The organism is Rhizobium johnstonii 3841, from assembly GCF_000009265.1.
In the GTDB taxonomy this organism is placed as follows: domain Bacteria; phylum Pseudomonadota; class Alphaproteobacteria; order Rhizobiales; family Rhizobiaceae; genus Rhizobium; species Rhizobium acaciae.
Genome location: NC_008380.1, coordinates 407162 through 423752, shown reverse-complemented (window position 1 = coordinate 423752; position 16591 = coordinate 407162). Strand labels below are relative to the sequence as shown.

General features: G+C 61.1%; 19 protein-coding genes. 9 read left to right on the top strand and 10 right to left on the bottom strand.

Annotation, left to right across the window (positions count from 1 at the left end; genetic code table 11):
- Positions 1-12: 12 nt before the first annotated feature.
- From RL_RS02030 to RL_RS02020, 3 genes are all read left to right on the top strand, one after another.
- Positions 13-429, top strand: a complete 417-nt coding sequence (locus RL_RS02030; RefSeq protein WP_003544853.1) for a helix-turn-helix domain-containing protein — start codon at positions 13-15, stop codon at positions 427-429.
- Positions 430-607: 178 nt separating this feature from the next.
- Complete coding sequence (gene metK, locus RL_RS02025) at positions 608-1846, top strand: methionine adenosyltransferase (protein WP_003544852.1); 1239 nt, start codon at positions 608-610, stop codon at positions 1844-1846.
- 8 nt (positions 1847-1854) lie between these two features.
- Positions 1855-2556 carry a tRNA (guanine(46)-N(7))-methyltransferase TrmB gene (locus RL_RS02020; protein ID WP_011650187.1) on the top strand — a complete coding sequence of 234 codons (702 nt, stop codon included), beginning with the start codon at positions 1855-1857 and terminating at the stop codon, positions 2554-2556.
- Between the two features lie 56 nt (positions 2557-2612).
- Here RL_RS02020 and RL_RS02015 read toward each other — a convergent pair whose 3' ends face one another.
- Entirely contained in the window at positions 2613-3008 is a 396-nt protein-coding gene (locus tag RL_RS02015) for a hypothetical protein (RefSeq protein WP_244432346.1), read from the bottom strand.
- 347 nt (positions 3009-3355) lie between these two features.
- Here RL_RS02015 and RL_RS02010 point away from each other — a divergent pair, with 347 nt between their 5' ends.
- Positions 3356-3622, top strand: coding sequence for a DUF2277 domain-containing protein (locus RL_RS02010; RefSeq protein WP_011650185.1), 267 nt, complete (start codon positions 3356-3358; stop codon positions 3620-3622).
- A 51-nt stretch (positions 3623-3673) separates the two neighbouring features.
- Here the strand turns inward: RL_RS02010 and RL_RS02005 are convergent, their stop codons facing one another.
- Positions 3674-3931 (bottom strand): DUF1150 family protein, encoded by a 258-nt coding sequence (locus RL_RS02005; protein WP_003544838.1) that lies wholly within the window; start codon positions 3929-3931, stop codon positions 3674-3676.
- Between the two features lie 47 nt (positions 3932-3978).
- Entirely contained in the window at positions 3979-4404 is a 426-nt protein-coding gene (locus RL_RS02000) for an Hsp20 family protein (RefSeq protein WP_003544836.1), read from the bottom strand.
- 278 nt (positions 4405-4682) lie between these two features.
- Here RL_RS02000 and RL_RS01995 point away from each other — a divergent pair, with 278 nt between their 5' ends.
- Entirely contained in the window at positions 4683-5627 is a 945-nt protein-coding gene (locus RL_RS01995) for a nucleoside hydrolase (protein WP_011650184.1), read from the top strand.
- 38 nt (positions 5628-5665) lie between these two features.
- On the opposite strand, the gene grpE is transcribed toward RL_RS01995, so the two are convergent.
- Both grpE and hrcA read right to left on the bottom strand, forming a co-directional pair.
- Positions 5666-6298 (bottom strand): nucleotide exchange factor GrpE, encoded by a 633-nt coding sequence (gene grpE / locus RL_RS01990; protein ID WP_011650183.1) that lies wholly within the window; start codon positions 6296-6298, stop codon positions 5666-5668.
- A 110-nt stretch (positions 6299-6408) separates the two neighbouring features.
- Positions 6409-7497: a heat-inducible transcriptional repressor HrcA gene (gene hrcA / locus RL_RS01985; RefSeq protein WP_011650182.1), complete on the bottom strand. Its 1089-nt coding sequence runs from the start codon at positions 7495-7497 to the stop codon at positions 6409-6411.
- A 128-nt stretch (positions 7498-7625) separates the two neighbouring features.
- On the opposite strand from hrcA, the gene rph reads away from it, so the two are divergent.
- From rph to hemW, 4 genes are read left to right on the top strand one after another with little or no spacing between them, the layout of a single operon-like run.
- On the top strand, positions 7626-8345 hold the full coding sequence (gene rph / locus RL_RS01980) for a ribonuclease PH (protein WP_011650181.1): 720 nt from the start codon (positions 7626-7628) through the stop codon (positions 8343-8345).
- Positions 8342-8767, top strand: coding sequence for a VOC family protein (locus RL_RS01975; protein WP_011650180.1), 426 nt, complete (start codon positions 8342-8344; stop codon positions 8765-8767). The genes rph and RL_RS01975 overlap by 4 nt, the downstream gene beginning before the upstream one ends.
- Positions 8768-9412 carry an RdgB/HAM1 family non-canonical purine NTP pyrophosphatase gene (rdgB, locus tag RL_RS01970; protein WP_011650179.1) on the top strand — a complete coding sequence of 215 codons (645 nt, stop codon included), beginning with the start codon at positions 8768-8770 and terminating at the stop codon, positions 9410-9412.
- A gap of 9 nt (positions 9413-9421) precedes the next feature.
- Complete coding sequence (hemW, locus tag RL_RS01965; RefSeq protein WP_011650178.1) at positions 9422-10624, top strand: radical SAM family heme chaperone HemW; 1203 nt, start codon at positions 9422-9424, stop codon at positions 10622-10624.
- Positions 10625-10692: 68 nt separating this feature from the next.
- Here hemW and RL_RS01960 read toward each other — a convergent pair whose 3' ends face one another.
- From RL_RS01960 to mutM, 5 genes are all read right to left on the bottom strand, one after another.
- Entirely contained in the window at positions 10693-11775 is a 1083-nt protein-coding gene (locus tag RL_RS01960) for a saccharopine dehydrogenase family protein (protein ID WP_011650177.1), read from the bottom strand.
- Positions 11776-11912: 137 nt separating this feature from the next.
- A complete protein-coding gene (gene dnaA / locus RL_RS01955; RefSeq protein ID WP_028740542.1) occupies positions 11913-13463 on the bottom strand; it encodes a chromosomal replication initiator protein DnaA in 1551 nt (516 codons plus the stop codon).
- An 857-nt stretch (positions 13464-14320) separates the two neighbouring features.
- Entirely contained in the window at positions 14321-14599 is a 279-nt protein-coding gene (gene rpsT, locus RL_RS01950) for a 30S ribosomal protein S20 (protein ID WP_003544819.1), read from the bottom strand.
- 192 nt (positions 14600-14791) lie between these two features.
- The gene (locus RL_RS01945; RefSeq protein WP_011650175.1) at positions 14792-15565 is read right to left on the bottom strand and encodes an enoyl-CoA hydratase; all 774 of its coding nucleotides are present in this window, start codon (positions 15563-15565) and stop codon (positions 14792-14794) included.
- A gap of 39 nt (positions 15566-15604) precedes the next feature.
- Positions 15605-16495, bottom strand: coding sequence for a bifunctional DNA-formamidopyrimidine glycosylase/DNA-(apurinic or apyrimidinic site) lyase (gene mutM, locus RL_RS01940; RefSeq protein WP_011650174.1), 891 nt, complete (start codon positions 16493-16495; stop codon positions 15605-15607).
- Positions 16496-16591: the final 96 nt, after the last annotated feature.

Here is a 16591-nt window from a genome sequence, read left to right as displayed (position 1 = left end):
TAGGGCACGACCATGATTGAAAACAAGAAGAAGCCGAATCCGATCGACATCCATGTTGGCAGCCGTATTCGCCTCCGCCGTACGATGCTGGGCATGAGCCAGGAAAAGCTTGGCGAAAGCCTTGGCATCACCTTCCAGCAGATCCAGAAATACGAAAAGGGCACCAACCGCGTCGGCGCAAGCCGCCTGCAGAACATCTCGAACATCCTCAATGTTCCGGTGTCGTTTTTCTTCGAGGACGCGCCCGGCGAACATTCCAGTGCCGGCGGCGGCATGGAAGCCTCCAGCTCGAATTACGTCGTCGATTTCCTGTCGTCCTCGGAAGGACTGCAGCTCAATCGCGCCTTCGTCAAGATTTCCGATCCCAAGGTTCGCCGCAAGGTCGTGGAGCTGGTGAAAGCCCTGGCCGCTGAAGCCGACGCCGACTGAACCAAGACCAGCGCAGAATTCGAAAGGCGGTCGAAAGGCCGCCTTTTTTGCGTTTTTGGGGCAAAATTTGTCACTTTGCCGCAGATATAAAGATATATTTATGTCCTTCTGCGCTTGTCATCGGCCCTCGAACTGAGTACCTACTAGCTGGCTTTTATTCTTTGAGGGGAATCCCGAAATGCGCGCGAATTATCTCTTTACCAGCGAGTCTGTTGCCGAAGGTCATCCGGACAAGGTCTGTGACCGCATCTCCGACGAGATCGTCGATCTGGTCTACCGCGAAGCGGCCAAGACCGGCGTCAATCCGTGGGGCGTGCGCATTGCCTGCGAAACGCTGGCGACGACCAACCGCGTCGTCATCGCCGGCGAGGTCCGCCTGCCGCCGAGCCTGATGAAGAAGGACAAGGATGGCAAGGACGTCATCAATCCTTCGAAGTTCAAGGCTGCCGCCCGCCGCGCCATCAAGGATATCGGCTACGAACAGGATGGCTTCCACTGGAAGAAGGCAAAGATCGACGTGCTCTTGCATTCGCAGTCGGCCGACATCGCGCAGGGCGTCGACAGCGCCGCCGACCAGCAGGGCGACGAGGGCGCCGGCGACCAGGGCATCATGTTCGGTTATGCCTGCCGCGAAACGCCGGACCTGATGCCGGCCCCGATCTATTATTCCCACAAGATCCTGCAGCTGCTCGCAGTTGCCCGCAAGAAGGGCGACGGCGAAGTCGCCAAGCTCGGCCCCGACGCCAAGAGCCAGGTGACCGTGCGTTACGTCGACGGCAAGCCGTCGGAAGCAACCTCGATCGTGCTTTCGACCCAACATCTCGACGAGAGCTGGGATTCGAAGAAGGTCCGCGCCGTCGTCGAGCCCTATATCCGCGAAGCGCTCGGCGAGCTGAAGATCGCCGACGATTGCAAGTGGTACATCAACCCGACCGGCAAGTTCGTGATCGGCGGACCGGACGGCGATGCGGGCCTCACCGGCCGCAAGATCATCGTCGACACCTACGGCGGCGCCGCTCCGCATGGCGGCGGCGCATTCTCCGGCAAGGACACGACGAAGGTCGACCGTTCGGCCGCCTATGCCGCCCGCTATCTTGCCAAGAACGTCGTCGCCGCCGGTCTTGCCGACCGCTGCACGATCCAGATCTCCTACGCGATCGGCGTCGCCCAGCCGCTGTCGATCTATGTCGACCTGCACGGCACCGGCAAGGTCACCGAGGATCAGATCGAAGCGGCTATCCGCAAGAACATGGACCTTTCGCCGACCGGTATCCGCCGCCATCTCGACCTCAACAAGCCGATCTATGCCAAGACCTCCGCTTACGGCCATTTCGGCCGCAAGGCCGGCCGCGACGGTTCGTTCTCCTGGGAGCGCACCGACCTCGTGAAGGCGCTCAAGGAAAGCGTGAAGGCCTGAGATAGAGCATGACGGATATGGAACGCCGCGGCCGGGCGACCGAAGCCTTCTTCGGTCGTCGCAAGGGCAAGGCCCTGCGCGAACAGCAGGCCGAGACGCTGAACAGTCTGTTGCCGGCATTCCTTATCGATCTCTCGGCGGCTCCCCCGGAGCCGCTGACTTCCCTCTTCCCGGTTCCGGTCGAAAGATTGCGGCTGGAAATCGGTTTCGGCGGCGGCGAGCATCTGATCCACCGTGCGCTGGAGACGCCTTCGACCGGCTTCATCGGCGTGGAACCCTTCGTCAATTCCATGCAGAAGCTGTTGTCGCGCATCGGCGAGACGGGTGCCTCCAATATCCGCGTCTATAATGACGACGCGACCCAGCTGCTCGACTGGCTGCCGGACGGCGCACTCGATCAGATCGATCTGCTCTATCCCGATCCCTGGCCGAAGCGGAAGCACTGGAAACGGCGTTTCGTCTCGAAAACCAATCTCGACCGCTTTCATCGCGTGCTGAAGCCCGGCGGCCTGTTCTGCTTCGCCTCCGACATCGACACCTATGTGAACTGGACGCTGATCAAATGCCGCGACCATGGCGGTTTCGAGTGGATAGCGGACAATGCAGCGGATTGGCTGACCCCCTATGAGGGCTGGCCGAGCACACGTTACGAGGCCAAGGCGCGGCGCGAGGGCCGGTCTTCGGCCTATCTGACCTTCAGGAAGGTCTGAGGCCGCCGGCAAGTCGGCGAACGGATTTCCGTGCCGAAGGGATGGCCTATCCAAGTTTAGCGATGGTTGGGGCCGTATACAGTCAGATAGCTGGTTGGAACGCGAGCGCTGGCCACCCTTGGGCCTTCCATCTCTGCTGGGTCATAGAACAGACCGTTTTCGGCGTCGTAGAGCATGAAGTGATCCCCCTGAACGTGGACGATGGCAACCCCCTGGATATCGCTCCATCGACTGGTTTTGATCGGGGTTTCGACAGACAATCCGATCTCCGCCAACACGCCGCAAAGATCGTTCCAGGTTGTATAATGCGCCGACTTATCGCCCCAATCGATCATGGCTGCCACATCGTCGTAGCTCATGCCGGTGAGCATCTGCAGGACAAAGACCCCGCATCCATCGTCTCTCGGGCATTGTGTGTGAAATGGAAATCGATTTGGCTGCGATTGGTTCAATGCAAGCTCCTTTCGTCGCCGACCATGAACAAGCCAACGCGGAATAGATGCACTCGACGTAGCATGAAAAGGCACCCGAACAGATGACCGCTGTTGGCGGCGCAAGGAGACGTCGCCCACGGCAGCTTCTGATGAGGAGACGAATTCAGATTTCAGCTCGATTAGATCCAAAATGATCCGGCTCTAAAGCCGACAGCGACAACAGACCGAACTGAAGGCGCTGCGCCCTAACTTGCGGCGCGGAGAGTTCCGCCGTTGGGCCGGTTGCCATTGGCGCTCACGCGACTATTTTCTGTGCTGGCCACCCTCCTCTCAAATGGAAGAAAGACAATGACCGGGAGCAAGTCATGTGCCGAAATATAAAACCCCTGTTCAATTTCGACCCGCCAGCGACGGACGACGAGATCCATGACGCCGCGCTCCAGTTCGTGCGCAAGGTGAGCGGAACGACCAAACCGTCGAAGCGCAATGAGGTCGCATTCGAGCACGCGGTCAGTTCGATCGCGGCATGTGCCCGCGAGCTGCTCGATTCGCTGGAAACGTCTCAACCTCCTCGTGATCGCGAAGAGGTAGCGGCAAAGGCGCGCGCGAGAACGGCGGTCCGGTTCGCTTAAGGAAACCCTGTCACGCAGAGATCTCAATCAAGGCTCAAATGGCCTTGACGGTCAGTGCAGGCTGACCGTCTTCAATTCGTCCTCGGCAGCCTTGAAAAAGGTGCTGGAGCGGTTGTCCGTCAAAAGGATCGGCGTGCCGTCGGCGCCGAAGAGTGCCCAGAGATCGACGTTCGGATCGATATCCGGCGCCTCGGGAAAGCACTTGGCGACCTCATCGGTGCGCATTTTTCTGATATAGGCGACCTCGCCGTTGCCGATGTGGGCAAGCTCGGATTTGGTCAAGTGAGACGTGGCTTCTTTCATCAACATTCCTGTTCCTCCGGGAGAAGGGACCAACGGTTCGACAAACCGTTGTGCTACTGTGAGACCGAAATGTTAATTTTCTTGACCATGCGCGCGGGTTCCGGACGAATTAGATCGACGGAGAGCAGACCGTTCTTCAGGCCGGCGCCGAGCACCTGCATGCCGTCGGCAAGAACGAAAGTCCGCTGGAACTGACGGGCGGCGATACCGCGATAAAGATAGTCCCGTTCACCCTGTTCGACCTGGCGGCCGCGGATCACAAGCTGGTTCTCCTCAATGGAGACATCGAGTTCCTCCTCGCTGAAGCCGGCCACGGCAAGGGTGATACGCAGACGTTCCGGCGCGCCGGTGTCGGCGGCGATGCGTTCGATATTATAAGGCGGATATCCGTCACTCGCCTTGGAAATGCGCTCCAGCGTCTTTTCCATGGCATCGAAGCCCAGAAGCAGCGGGCTGGCGAAAGGGGTAATGCGGCTCATCTCGTTTCAAGTCCTTGATGCAAGCGACCATCCCGGACCTTAACGGCAGCATCCGGATGCCGCTAATATGGGGAGAGGAGCCCGGCGCTGCAAGGCATGGGACGCGACGGCGGGTGTCAGCCTCTCAATTTAAGGCGGTGCCGACAGGCTCTTTCCTTGACAAAGCGTCTGCTGCCTCGCATCAAAACATGCCCGCGCGGATTGTGCTGATTTGTGACGGGAGGTGAAGACATCGGTGCATGCCCGATAACACGCAGTGCGAGGATGGAACGACCGGAATGGCAAGCGCAAGAAAGATCATCATCGACACTGATCCCGGCCAGGACGACGCAGCCGCCATCATGCTTGCCTTCGGCAGCCCCGATGAGCTGGAGGTGCTGGGGATCACGACGGTCGCCGGCAATGTGCCGCTTTCGCTCACCAGCCGCAATGCGCGCATCGTCTGCGAGCTCTGCAGCCGGACGGAGACGAAGGTTTTCGCCGGCGCCGACGCGCCGATCGCCCGCAAGCTGGTGACCGCCGAACATGTGCATGGCAAGACCGGCCTTGACGGTCCCGAACTCAGCGAACCGACAATGGCGCTGCAGCCCGGCCATGCCGTCGACTTCATCATCGAGACGCTGCGCCGCGAGCCGGAAGGCACGGTGACGCTGTGTACGCTCGGGCCGCTCACCAATATCGGCTTGGCCTTCCAGAAAGCGCCCGACATCGTCCCCCGCATCCGCGAACTGGTGATGATGGGCGGCGGCTTTTTCGAGGGCGGCAACATCACGCCGGCGGCCGAATTCAACATCTATGTCGACCCAGAGGCGGCCGATATCGTCTTCCGCTCAGGCGTTCGGGTCGTGATGATGCCACTAGACGTGACGCATCAACTGCTGACCCGCAAGGACCGGGTGAAACGCATGGCCGAGATCGGCACGGCGCCGGCAAAGGCCATGGTCGAGATGCTGGAATTCTTCGAACGTTTCGACATCGAGAAATACGGTTCCGACGGCGGGCCGCTGCACGACCCGACCGTCGTCGCCTATCTGCTGAAGCCGGAGCTTTTCAAGGGCCGGGACTGCAATGTCGAGATCGAGGTCCAGTCCGAACTTACCGTCGGCATGACGGTCGTCGACTGGTGGCATGTGACCGAGCGCAAGCGCAATGCCAAAGTCATGCGCCATGTCGATGCGGACGGCTTCTTCGATCTGCTGATCGAACGCTTCGCCCGCATCTAACTTCGGTTTCCTTCCTCGCGAGCAGGAAGGAGACGATCTCAGGCGTCTTTTTCGTCGAAGACGGAGTTGGTTTCCGCTTCGGCCGGCTTCGGGCCGCCCTTGGCGACACCGACCATGGCCGGGCGCAGCACCCGCTCGCCGATGGTGAAACCTGCCTGCACGACCTGGACGACCGTGTTGTTCGGCACGTCCGGGTTCGGCACCTCAAACATCGCCTGATGGAAATTCGGATCGAACTTCTGGCCAACCGGCTCCAGCTTGCGAACGCCGTGGCGCTCGAGAGCCGACAGCATGGCGCGCTCGGTCATTTCGACACCCTCGATCAGCGTGCTCAGGCCGGCATCGGCCGTAGCCTTGGTCTCCGGAGAGATGGCATCGAGCGCGCGGCGCAGATTATCCGAGACGGCGAGCATGTCGCGCGCGAAACCCGCGACGGAATAGGACTTGGCATCCTTGACCTCGCGCTCAGTGCGGCGGCGCAGATTGTCCATCTCGGCAGCAAGGCGCAGATAGCGGTCGCGCAGTTCGCCGTTTTCGGCTTTCAGAAGCTCGATCGGGTCCGGCTGGGCGGGCTCTTGCTGCGCAGTTTCGTTCTCGACGTAGGCGGTAGCGTCGGCTGCGGCATCGGCCGCAGTTGCGTCAGGTCCGTTTTTCGTCGTGTCATCGGTCATGACGGTCTCCGGTTGGTGTCTTCAGATGCGCCCGATATCGAGGTTTGACCGAAAAAAATCAAGTCTGCGTGACAAAGAAGCGAAAATTCCGCGTGACTGGTAGCTGCGCGTCAAAGCTGACTGCGCGAAAGGCGGGAGACGAGCTGCGCTGTATAGTCCACCATCGGCACGATGCGGGAATAATTGAGCCGCGTCGGGCCGATGACGCCGACGGCACCGACGATGCGATCGTCGTCGTCACGATAGGGCGCGACGATGAGCGACGAGCCGGACAGCGAGAAGAGCTTGTTTTCCGAGCCAATGAAGATACGCACGCCCGAACCGCTTTCGGCGAGATTGAGGATCTCGATCAGGCTGTCCTTCTTCTCGAGATCGTCAAACAGCAGGCGCAGCCGGTCAAGATCCTCGGCGCCGGCGAGGCCTTCGAGCAGGTTGGCGCGGCCGCGGATGATCAGCTGCGTCGGCTTTCCCTCGTCCGGGCTGCCGGCCCAGACGGCAATGCCGCGCTCGACCAGATCGCGCGACAGGGCATCGAGCTCGTGACGGACATCGTCCTTCAACCGGCTTAGTTGTTTGCGGAGCTCCGGCAGGGTCTGGCCGGACATATGGGCATTGAGGAAATTCGCTGCCTCAGTCAGCTGCGAGGAGGTGACACCCGCCGGCAGTTCGATGATGCGGTTTTCCACCTGATCATGATCGCCGACGAGCACGGCTAGCGCCTTTGTCGGTTCGAGCCGGATGAACTCGACATGTTTCAGCACCGGATCGCTTTTCGAGGTGATGACGAGGCCGGCGCCGCGCGAAATGCCGGATAACATGCGGCTTGCCTCGTTCATCATCGATTCGACGGGATTGCCGCCGCTTTCGACCCGTACCTGGCGGTCGATGCTGGCGCGTTCCTCGGCCGACAGGTCACCGACTTGCATGAAGGCATCAACGAAGAAGCGCAGGCCGATCTGGGTCGGCAACCGGCCGGCGCTGACATGCGGCGAATAGATCAGGCCGAGCTCTTCGAGATCGCTCATGACGTTGCGCACCGAGGCCGGCGACAGCGACATCGGCAGGATACGGGACAGGTTGCGCGAACCGAGCGGCTCGCCGCTTTCCAGATAACCTTCGACGATGCGACGAAAAATTTCCCTGGAGCGCTCGTCCAGCGCAGCTACGGCATCCGAAACCGACGTCGACCTGATGCCCATGAAGCTTTCGAACCCGTGCTGATGATACTTCCCGAAAAGTAAGTCAAACTAACACCCGTGGCAAAAGGGAATTTGCAAATGAGCGCCGCCAATCGTAGAAGCGGTCAAATAAACCCCAGGAGATAAGAATGCGGCCTTCAGGCAGAAAAATCGACCAGATGCGCAAGGTCTCGTTCGAGCGCAATTTTTCCAAGCATGCGGAAGGCTCCTGCCTGGTGAAGTTCGGCGATACGCATGTGCTCTGCACGGCGAGCCTCGAAGAAAAGACGCCGCCATGGCTGCGCAATACCGGCAAGGGCTGGGTCACGGCCGAATACGGCATGCTGCCGCGGGCGACCGGCGAACGCATGAAGCGCGAAGCCGCCGCCGGCAAGCAGGGCGGCCGCACCCAGGAAATCCAGCGGCTGATCGGCCGGTCGCTGCGCGCCGTCGTCGACCTGCAGGCGCTCGGCGAACGGCAGATCACGCTCGATTGCGACGTCATCCAGGCCGATGGCGGCACGCGGACCGCCTCGATCACCGGCGGCTGGATCGCGCTTTACGACTGCCTGAAATGGATGGAAAGCCGCAACATGATCAAGGTCGACCGGGTCCTGAAGGATCATGTCGCCGCCATCTCCTGCGGTATCTTCGCCAGCCAGCCGGTGATCGATCTCGATTACCTCGAGGATTCCTCGGCCGAGACCGATGCGAACTTCGTCATGACGGGCACCGGCGGGATCGTCGAGATCCAGGGCACGGCCGAAGGCACGCCGTTCAGCGAGGGCGAATTCACCTCGCTGATGCAGCTTGCCAGAAACGGCATCGGCGAACTCGTGGCGCTACAGAAGCAAGCCGTCGAAGGATGAACCCCATGCTGGAAGGCATGTTGGAAACGGCGCTCTATGCGCGGGATCTCGATAAGGCCGAGACGTTCTACGAAGACGTTCTCGGACTTGAAAAGATCGCCCGCGCCGCCAACCGGCATGTCTTCTTCCGCTGCGGGCCAGGCGTTCTGTTGATCTTCAACCCTAAGGAAACGGTGAAGCCGCCGGCGCCTGAAGCACTGCAGGTGCCGCCGCACGGCACGAGCGGCCAGGGCCATGCCTGTTTCCGGGTGTCCGGCCGCAATATCGATGCCATGGCCGAACGGTTGACGGCGGCCGGCGTTGCGATCGAATCCGAGGTGCGCTGGCCGAACGGCGGCCGCTCGATCTATTTCCGCGATCCTGATGGCAACAGCCTGGAATGCGCGGAGGCTAAAATCTGGGGCATCGAACAGGACATCTGAATGCGCAAGCTTGAAACGAAGACCATCGTCGTCGCCAGCCACAATGCCGGCAAGATCCGCGAGATCCAGGAATTGATCGGGCCGCTCGGCTTCACCGCCAAATCGGCGGCCGAGCTGAATTTCGTCGAGCCGGATGAGACGGGCACGAGCTTCGAGGAGAATGCGACGATCAAGGCGGTCGCCTCGGCCAATGCCTCAGGCATGCCGGCGTTGTCGGACGATTCCGGGCTGGTGGTCGATGCACTCGGCGGCGATCCCGGTGTCTACACCGCCAATTGGGCGGAGAAGGCAGACGGCACGCGCGATTTCGACATGGCGATGGCCAAGGTGGAAAAGGCGCTGCAGGATGCGGGCGCGACAAAGCCGGAACAGCGCACGGCGCGTTTCATCAGCGTGCTCTGCCTCGCCTGGCCGGATGGGCATACGGAGCTGTTTCGCGGCGAGGTGGAAGGCAGCGTCGTCTGGCCGCCGCGCGGCACCCAGGGCTTCGGCTACGACCCGGTCTTCCAGCCCGAGGGCTATGACATCACCTTCGGCGAAATGAGCGGCGAGGAAAAACACGGCTGGAACGTCGGCAAGCCGCAAGCGCTGTCGCACCGCGCCCGCGCCTTCAAACTCTTTGTCGAAACCTGCCTGGAGGCATAGAGTCGGTCCGTGGACAATTTCGACACGCCAAGCACCTCGCGCGACGCGGCTCTGCTGCCCGATACCGGCGAGCCGGGCTTCGGCGTCTATGTGCATTGGCCCTTCTGCGCGGCGAAGTGTCCCTATTGCGACTTCAACAGCCATGTGCGCCACCAGCCGGTGGATCAGGAGCGCTTTACATCAGCCTTCCTGACGGAGATGGCGGCGGTCCGGTCGATGAGCGGGCCGAAGACGGTGACGAGCATCTTTCTCGGCGGCGGCACGCCTTCGCTGATGAAGCCGGAAACGGTCTCCGCCATTCTCGACGGCATTGCGCGGCACTGGCATGTGCCAGATGGCATCGAGATCACCATGGAGGCCAACCCTTCGAGCGTCGAGGCCGAACGGTTCCGCGGCTACCGGGCGGCCGGCGTCAATCGCGTCTCGCTTGGCGTGCAGGCGCTGAACGACCGGGATCTCAAATTCCTCGGCAGGCTGCATGATGTCGCCGACGCACTGAAGGCGATAAGGCTGGCACGCGACATCTTCCCGCGCATGTCCTTCGACCTGATCTATGCCCGGCCGGAGCAGACGGTCGAGGAATGGGAAAAGGAACTGAAGGAGGCGATCTCCTATGCGGTCGACCATCTTTCGCTCTATCAGCTGACCATCGAGGAAGGCACGCCATTCTACGGTCTGCACAAGGCCGGCAAGCTGATCGTGCCGGACGGCGAGCAATCGGCACTGCTCTACGAGGCGACACAGGAGATCACGGCGCGCGAGGGCATGCCGGCCTATGAGGTTTCCAATCATGCCCGGCCGGGTGCTGAAAGCCGGCATAACCTGACCTACTGGCGCTACGGCGATTATGCCGGCATCGGCCCAGGCGCCCACGGCCGGCTGACGCGTGGCCCGGAGAAGCTTGCGACGGCGACCGAGCGCAAGCCGGAAACCTGGCTCGACATGGTCGAGCGTGATGGGCACGGCATTCTCGACGAGGAGCGGCTCGGCTTCGAGGAACAGTCCGACGAGCTGCTGCTGATGGGGCTGCGGCTGAGGGAAGGCGTCGATCTCGCCCGCTGGCAGCAGCTTTCGGGCCGCGACCTCGACCCGAAACGCGAGGAATTCCTGCTCGAACACAAATTCATCGAGCGGATCGGCAATTCACGCCTGCGCTGCACGCCATCAGGCATGCTGATCCTCGATTCCGTCGTCGCCGATCTCGCCTGCTGACACCCATACGATGTGTGGATTTGGCAGCGCGGCGGCATTGACATCACCGCCGCGCAGGAAGGCATGTCTCAGCCGTGGCTGGTGGCGCCCGCCTTGAAGAGGCTGCCGGTCGGTGTTTTCAGGAACATCTCCAGCGGAATATGCTCCTGGTGCAGGAAGCCGGTCACCGGCAGCAGACCGTCGCGGACCATCTCGATGACGGCGACGACGGAGGCTGACGTCGTCCAGGCGATCGCCGTGCGGCGCGCGCCGGCAATCTCGATCGGGTAATAGGCGCGCACGAACTCCTTGCGGCGCAGGCTGCCATTCTCGGTCCCCTCGGCGGCGACATGAACATAGACGACATCGTCTTCAACCGGCGGCTTGGCATTGGTAAGGATCTCGCCGGCGAGCTTGCGCTTGTCGCGCATCAACAGCTCGTGGAAGAAGAAGTTCATCAGCTCCATATGGCCGGGATACCGCATGGTCTTGTAATCGAGATTGTCGATCTTGCCGAGCATCGTATCGCACATGGTGCCAAGGCCGCCCGACGTCGTGAAGGCTTCGAGCTTGACGCCGCCGACATAGACGGTCTCGTGCCATTCCATCGGCGAGACGAGCTTGCGCACACCGCCCTCGATGACCTCGCAGTCGTTCAGATATTCGTTGACGACGCCCTCGGGCGACCAGTTGAAGGCGTAGCCGAGCAGCCCGGTCGGATGCTGCGGCAGGGCGCCGACGCGCATGCGGATCGACCGGCAGCGATCGAAGCCGTCGGCCAGGCTTGCGCCGACGATGCCGACGAAACCCGGCGCCAGGCCGCATTGCGGCGCCATCAGGCCGCGGGCGGTCTTCGACAGTTCGATGATGAAATTGGTTGTGGGAACATCTTCGGTCAGATCGAAATAATGGATGCCGGCAAGATGGGCGGCGCGCGCCAATTCGATGTTCAAATGATAGGGCAGGCAGGAGAGCACCGCCTCGACATTCGAGAGCAGTTCGCCGATCACTTGCGGGTCGGAGATATCGCCGGTGCGGCACTTGAAGGGAACGTCGCTCAGCGGCAATTGCGCGTCGACGCCGATGACCTCGAAGCCGCCTTCATGCAACAGCGTCGCCGCCAGCCGTCCGACCTTGCCCAGGCCGAGAACGGCGATCTTTTCGAAACTCATTCATTCCTCCCACGCGCCGTTTTGGCGCTTCAGTCTTTGACATGCACGTGATGCGCGGGAGGTATAGAATAAAAAACTTATAAAAGAAAACGGCCGAAATCGCTTCCGGCCGTGGATTTTTCGGAAAAACTCGACGATTATTCGTTGATCAGGCGCTTCAGAAGCTCGACTTCGTGCGAAAGCTTGGTGTCTCCTGAAATCAGCTCCTCGATCTTGCGCACGGCATGCAACACGGTCGTGTGATCGCGCCCGCCGAACCGGCGGCCGATCTCCGGGAAGGAGCGTGGCGTCAGGGTCTTCGACAGATACATGGCGATCTGGCGCGGCTTGACGATGACGCGGGTGCGGCGGTTCGACACCAGTTCCTGGCGCGAGACATTGTAATGCCTTGCGACGATGCGCTGGATATCCTCGATGCGCACACGGCGCGGCTCGCCGGAACCGACCAGATGGGCAAGCAGTTCGTCGACGCGTTCGATCGACAGGTTCGGCTCGAAGGAGCGGCGGAAGACCAGCTGGTTGAAGGCGCCTTCGAGTTCGCGGCCGCTGGCCGTGACGTTGCGGGCGACGTGCTGGAGCAGTTCGGCCGGAATTTCGAGCGACGGATCTTCGAGCCGGGCGACAGCAAGGCGACGCTTGAGGATTTCGAGACGCATCTCGTAATCCGGCGCGTCGAATTCGATCGCGACACCGCCCTGTAGGCGCGAGCGAACGCGGGGGTCGAGCGACTCCAGCTCCCAGGGCGCACGGTCGGCGGCAACGACGACCTGCTTGGCGCTGTCGAGCAGCATGTTCAGGAGATGGCAGAATTCATGCTGGATCATCTTGCCCTGCAGGAACTGCATGTCGTCGATGATCAGGAGATCGATGTTGCGCAGCGAATCCTTCAGCGTCAGCGCATCATTGTCGCGTATCGCGGTGGCGAAGCGCCACATGAAATATTCGGCCGTCAGATAGACGACGCGCAGAGACCTGGGGTTCTGCACTGCCGCATTGGCGACCGCCTGCAGCAGGTGGGTCTTGCCGAGGCCGACGGTCGAATGGATGAAGAGCGGGTTGAAGCGCACAGCGCCCTGACCAGCTTCCGCGATGGTCTTTGCAGCCGCAAGTGCTACCCGGTTCGAGCTGCCTTCGACGAAGGTGTCGAAGGTGAAGCGGCTATCGAGCGGCGAACCGAAGAGCGGCGAGCCAAAGCTTGCAGGCCTTGCGGCGGCAACAGCCGAAACCGCTTGCTGGACGGCCTGACCGGCCGGCTGCGCGCTTGTCGGGCGACGCATCTGGGTGGGGGCGGCTGGTTCCGGCGCGACCACCTCATCGAGCGCCTTCGTGCCGTGCCGCGTTGCCGTGCGCACCAGGACTTCGATTTTCAGAATTTCCGGATCCTCGGCCTGGAACAGACCGGTGATGAGATCGAGATAACGATTGTTGATCCACGACTTCAGGAAGGTCGTGGGAACCGAAAGGCGAACCACGCTCTTCGATACCGAATGCAGCTTCAGCCTGGCAAACCAGCTGGCATAGACGTCAGGACCGACCTGGGCCTTCAAGCGCGCGCTGACGCGCTCAAACAAAATGCTCTGCTTCATTTCCGCCTTTGCTTCGCCCGCTTCGAGGCCAATGGAGCCGAACGCTTGCGGTGCCGCATCCCCATTGTCGAGCCCGCCCGTCGTCATCGTATTCATCTGCATAATGCCGCCTTTCAATTCCACCGGGCGGCATCCGCTAAACAGCCGCCCGATCATTCCCCGCTTTGGCGGGCTGACGGATCCTCATGAGCCGCTCGCCTGCCGGTTCACTCAAAACACTGGCCCCTCAAAGGGACCGACGCAGAACTCCGTTGCAGGGGCCGCATTCATGCAGCAACCTTCATCGGCTTTCCGTGTCAGGCTGTCGGTCGAACCTCGTTTTCGGCCGACCAGCCCGAACGCAATATTACTTTACCTTCTCCGGCGGCCTCGCCTTAAACGTGTGACCACTGAAGGCACAAAACATCCCCGCTCCGTAACAGCCACGTTACGGCCCAAATCCGTCGAGTGCTTGAAAAAACGGAAGCGCAGGGCTCCGTAACAAAAGGCACAAACTCATCGCCCTGCCGACGTGGCAGTTAAAACCGAGCCTCTGCAGGTGATGTCCGCGCCCTCTGTTGGAAGCCATTTAGGCAGGATCAAACGGCAATATCAACGATGAATTTTACGCAAAATTAACAAGCGGCCATTGACTCCGCCTGCCGTTTTCGGGCGTCACACCAGCGTCAAAAAAGAATCGCAGTTGAATCAAAGAGATTCCCCCGTTCGGGCTATTTTGACACGCATTGAAAGAAAAAAAATAAAATCCTCTTGACTCGCCTGTGGTCCCGGAAGCTTGGGGCAGAGTCGCGCAGTGCAAAAGCATCCTTGCGCAAGCCATTGTTTTTAAAGACTTTTTCCTGTCATGGCGCTGACACGAAACAGTCGTGAGATTAACCATGCAGGGGCTGATCGGTTGAATCGAAAAAGCCCGGTAAAATTACCGGGCTAATCATAAAGAAGAAGTCCTTAACGGAAGATTACGCGGTCGTGGTGACCGAAAGAGCCTTCACACGAGCAGCCAGACGCGAGACCTTGCGCGATGCCGTGTTGGAATGCAGCACACCCTTGCTGGCGGCGCGGGCAAGCTCGGGCTGAGCAGCCAGGAAAGCTTCCTTCGCCTTGGCGGCGTCACCGGATGCGATGGCCTCTTCGACCTGGCGAACGAAAGTACGAACGCGCGAGCGACGAGCCTTATTGACGTCGGTACGGCGGGCGATCTTGCGGGTCGCTTTTTTCGCCGAAGTTGTATTGGCCATGGATGCCTCTCTCAAGAATTCGAACAAACTCCGCCATTACCGCGGGCCCTGCGGCCACAAAATCCAGCAATGCGGGAGCAATCGCGGAAAACCAAACCGGCTTTCCGAACCGTGGGCGGGCATATAACTCTAAAGCCGGCCCACGTCAACGCGGATTTTCAAGCTTTACCACCGGCAAGCGCCTAAAAGCATTCAACGGTGCGTAAAAGCAGGTTTGCGCTTCTCGACGAAGGCCGCCATGCCTTCCTTCTGGTCGTCCGTGGCAAAGAGACTGTGAAACAGGCGGCGCTCGAAACGCAATCCCTCCTCCATCGTCGTCTCGAATGCGCGGTTGACCGCCTCCTTGGCCATCATCACCGAGGGGCGCGACAGCGAAGCGATCTTTTCGGCTGCGGCAAAAGCCTCGTCGAGCAGACGTTCGGGCGCCACCACACGCGAAACGAGTCCCGATCGTTCGGCTTCCGCCGCATCCATCATGCGGCCGGTCAGGATAAGATCCATCGCCTTCGCCTTGCCGACGGCGCGCGTCAGCCGCTGCGAACCGCCCATGCCGGGAATGACGCCGAGGGTGATTTCCGGCTGGCCGAACTTCGCCGTCTCCGAGGCGATGATGAAATCGCACATCATGGCGAGCTCGCAGCCGCCGCCGAGCGCAAAGCCGCTGACGGCAGCGATCACCGGCTTGCGTGCCTTGGCGACCTCATCCCAGCCACTGATGAAATCACTCTTATAGATATCGGCGAACTGAAGCGGCTGCATCTCCTTGATATCTGCGCCGGCAGCGAAGGCGCGCTCGGAACCGGTCAGCACGATCGCCCCGACCGTCTCGTCGGCGTGGAAGGCGGCATAGGCCTCTTTCAGTTCCTTCAGGACGGTGGAATTCAGCGCATTCAGCGCCTGCGGGCGGTTCAGCGTGACGAGGCCGACATTACCTCGGGTTTCGACGATCAGGGTCTCATAGGCCATGCTGTTCTCCCGGTTTCTCACTCTTAACGTCTGGCAGGCTTACTTCTGGCAGGTGGCGCAATAGAAGGTGGAGCGACCCGCCTGGACGATGCGGGCGACCGTACCGCCGCAGCCGGGCGTGCGACAAGCCTGACTTTCGCGATCATAGACGGAGAAGGAATGCTGGAAATAGCCGAGCGATCCGTCGGTCTGGATGTGGTCGCGCAGCGATGATCCGCCGGCGGCGATCGCGTCGGCGATGACGTCGCGGATCGAAGCGACGAGCAGGTCGAGCTGCGCCTTCGGCCGGCCACCTGCCGTCACCAGCGTGCCGGCGGCGCGGATCGGCGAAAGATGCGAGCGCCACAATGCTTCGCAGACATATATATTGCCGAGACCGGCAATGTTCTTCTGGTCAAGCAGCGCGCTCTTCAGCGGCTGCGCCTTGTCGCGGAAGCGTTCGGCCAGATAGGCGGCGCTGAGCTCGTTTCCTGTCGGCTCCGGGCCGAGATCGCGGAAGAATGGATGGGTGGCGAGATCGGCGCGTCCCACCATATCCATAAAGCCGAAACGGCGCGGGTCGTTATAGACGACGCGGCGGAGGCCGCTGGCCGCTTGCAGATGGAAGACGACGTGATCGTGCTTCTCGTCCTTCGAGCGGGCATGGTGGAATTCGCCCGGCACGCCGGAGGCGGCACCCTCCTCGATGCGAAAGGAACCGGACATGCCGAGATGCGAAATCAGCGTGTTGCCATCGTCGAGATCGACCAGCAGATATTTGGCGCGGCGGCCAAGGCCAACGATGGTGCGGCCGGAAACCCTGTCCGCGAAAGCGTCGGGAAAGGGGAAGCGCAGATCGCCGCGGCGCAGCTCCAGCCTGGTGACGCGGGTGCCCTCCATCGCCGGCGTCAGGCCGCGTTTCACCGTCTCGACTTCTGGCAATTCCGGCATCTTAACCCATCTATCTCTAACGTGTTTCAACCGACGACGATGTGCGCTATAGCGCCAGTGTGTCGCGGAAAACGCGGCCCATAGATAACGTCGCGC

Excerpts from the sequence above, each read along its gene's own strand:
- RL_RS01960 (WP_011650177.1), bottom strand. The coding sequence starts at position 11,775 with ATGAGTTTCGAAAAGATCGCCGTTCTCGGCCTGGGCAAGGTCGGACGG.
- grpE (WP_011650183.1), bottom strand. The coding sequence starts at position 6,298 with ATGACCGATGACACGACGAAAAACGGACCTGACGCAACTGCGGCCGAT.
- mutM (WP_011650174.1), bottom strand. The coding sequence starts at position 16,495 with ATGCCGGAATTGCCAGAAGTCGAGACGGTGAAACGCGGCCTGACGCCG.
- rph (WP_011650181.1), top strand. The coding sequence starts at position 7,626 with ATGCGGCCTTCAGGCAGAAAAATCGACCAGATGCGCAAGGTCTCGTTC.
- RL_RS01945 (WP_011650175.1), bottom strand. The coding sequence starts at position 15,565 with ATGGCCTATGAGACCCTGATCGTCGAAACCCGAGGTAATGTCGGCCTC.
- RL_RS02010 (WP_011650185.1), top strand. The coding sequence starts at position 3,356 with ATGTGCCGAAATATAAAACCCCTGTTCAATTTCGACCCGCCAGCGACG.
- RL_RS02005 (WP_003544838.1), bottom strand. The coding sequence starts at position 3,931 with ATGTTGATGAAAGAAGCCACGTCTCACTTGACCAAATCCGAGCTTGCC.
- rdgB (WP_011650179.1), top strand. The coding sequence starts at position 8,768 with ATGCGCAAGCTTGAAACGAAGACCATCGTCGTCGCCAGCCACAATGCC.
- hrcA (WP_011650182.1), bottom strand. The coding sequence starts at position 7,497 with ATGGGCATCAGGTCGACGTCGGTTTCGGATGCCGTAGCTGCGCTGGAC.
- RL_RS02030 (WP_003544853.1), top strand. The coding sequence starts at position 13 with ATGATTGAAAACAAGAAGAAGCCGAATCCGATCGACATCCATGTTGGC.
- RL_RS01995 (WP_011650184.1), top strand. The coding sequence starts at position 4,683 with ATGGCAAGCGCAAGAAAGATCATCATCGACACTGATCCCGGCCAGGAC.
- metK (WP_003544852.1), top strand. The coding sequence starts at position 608 with ATGCGCGCGAATTATCTCTTTACCAGCGAGTCTGTTGCCGAAGGTCAT.
- RL_RS02000 (WP_003544836.1), bottom strand. The coding sequence starts at position 4,404 with ATGAGCCGCATTACCCCTTTCGCCAGCCCGCTGCTTCTGGGCTTCGAT.
- dnaA (WP_028740542.1), bottom strand. The coding sequence starts at position 13,463 with ATGCAGATGAATACGATGACGACGGGCGGGCTCGACAATGGGGATGCG.
- RL_RS01975 (WP_011650180.1), top strand. The coding sequence starts at position 8,342 with ATGAACCCCATGCTGGAAGGCATGTTGGAAACGGCGCTCTATGCGCGG.
- rpsT (WP_003544819.1), bottom strand. The coding sequence starts at position 14,599 with ATGGCCAATACAACTTCGGCGAAAAAAGCGACCCGCAAGATCGCCCGC.
- RL_RS02020 (WP_011650187.1), top strand. The coding sequence starts at position 1,855 with ATGACGGATATGGAACGCCGCGGCCGGGCGACCGAAGCCTTCTTCGGT.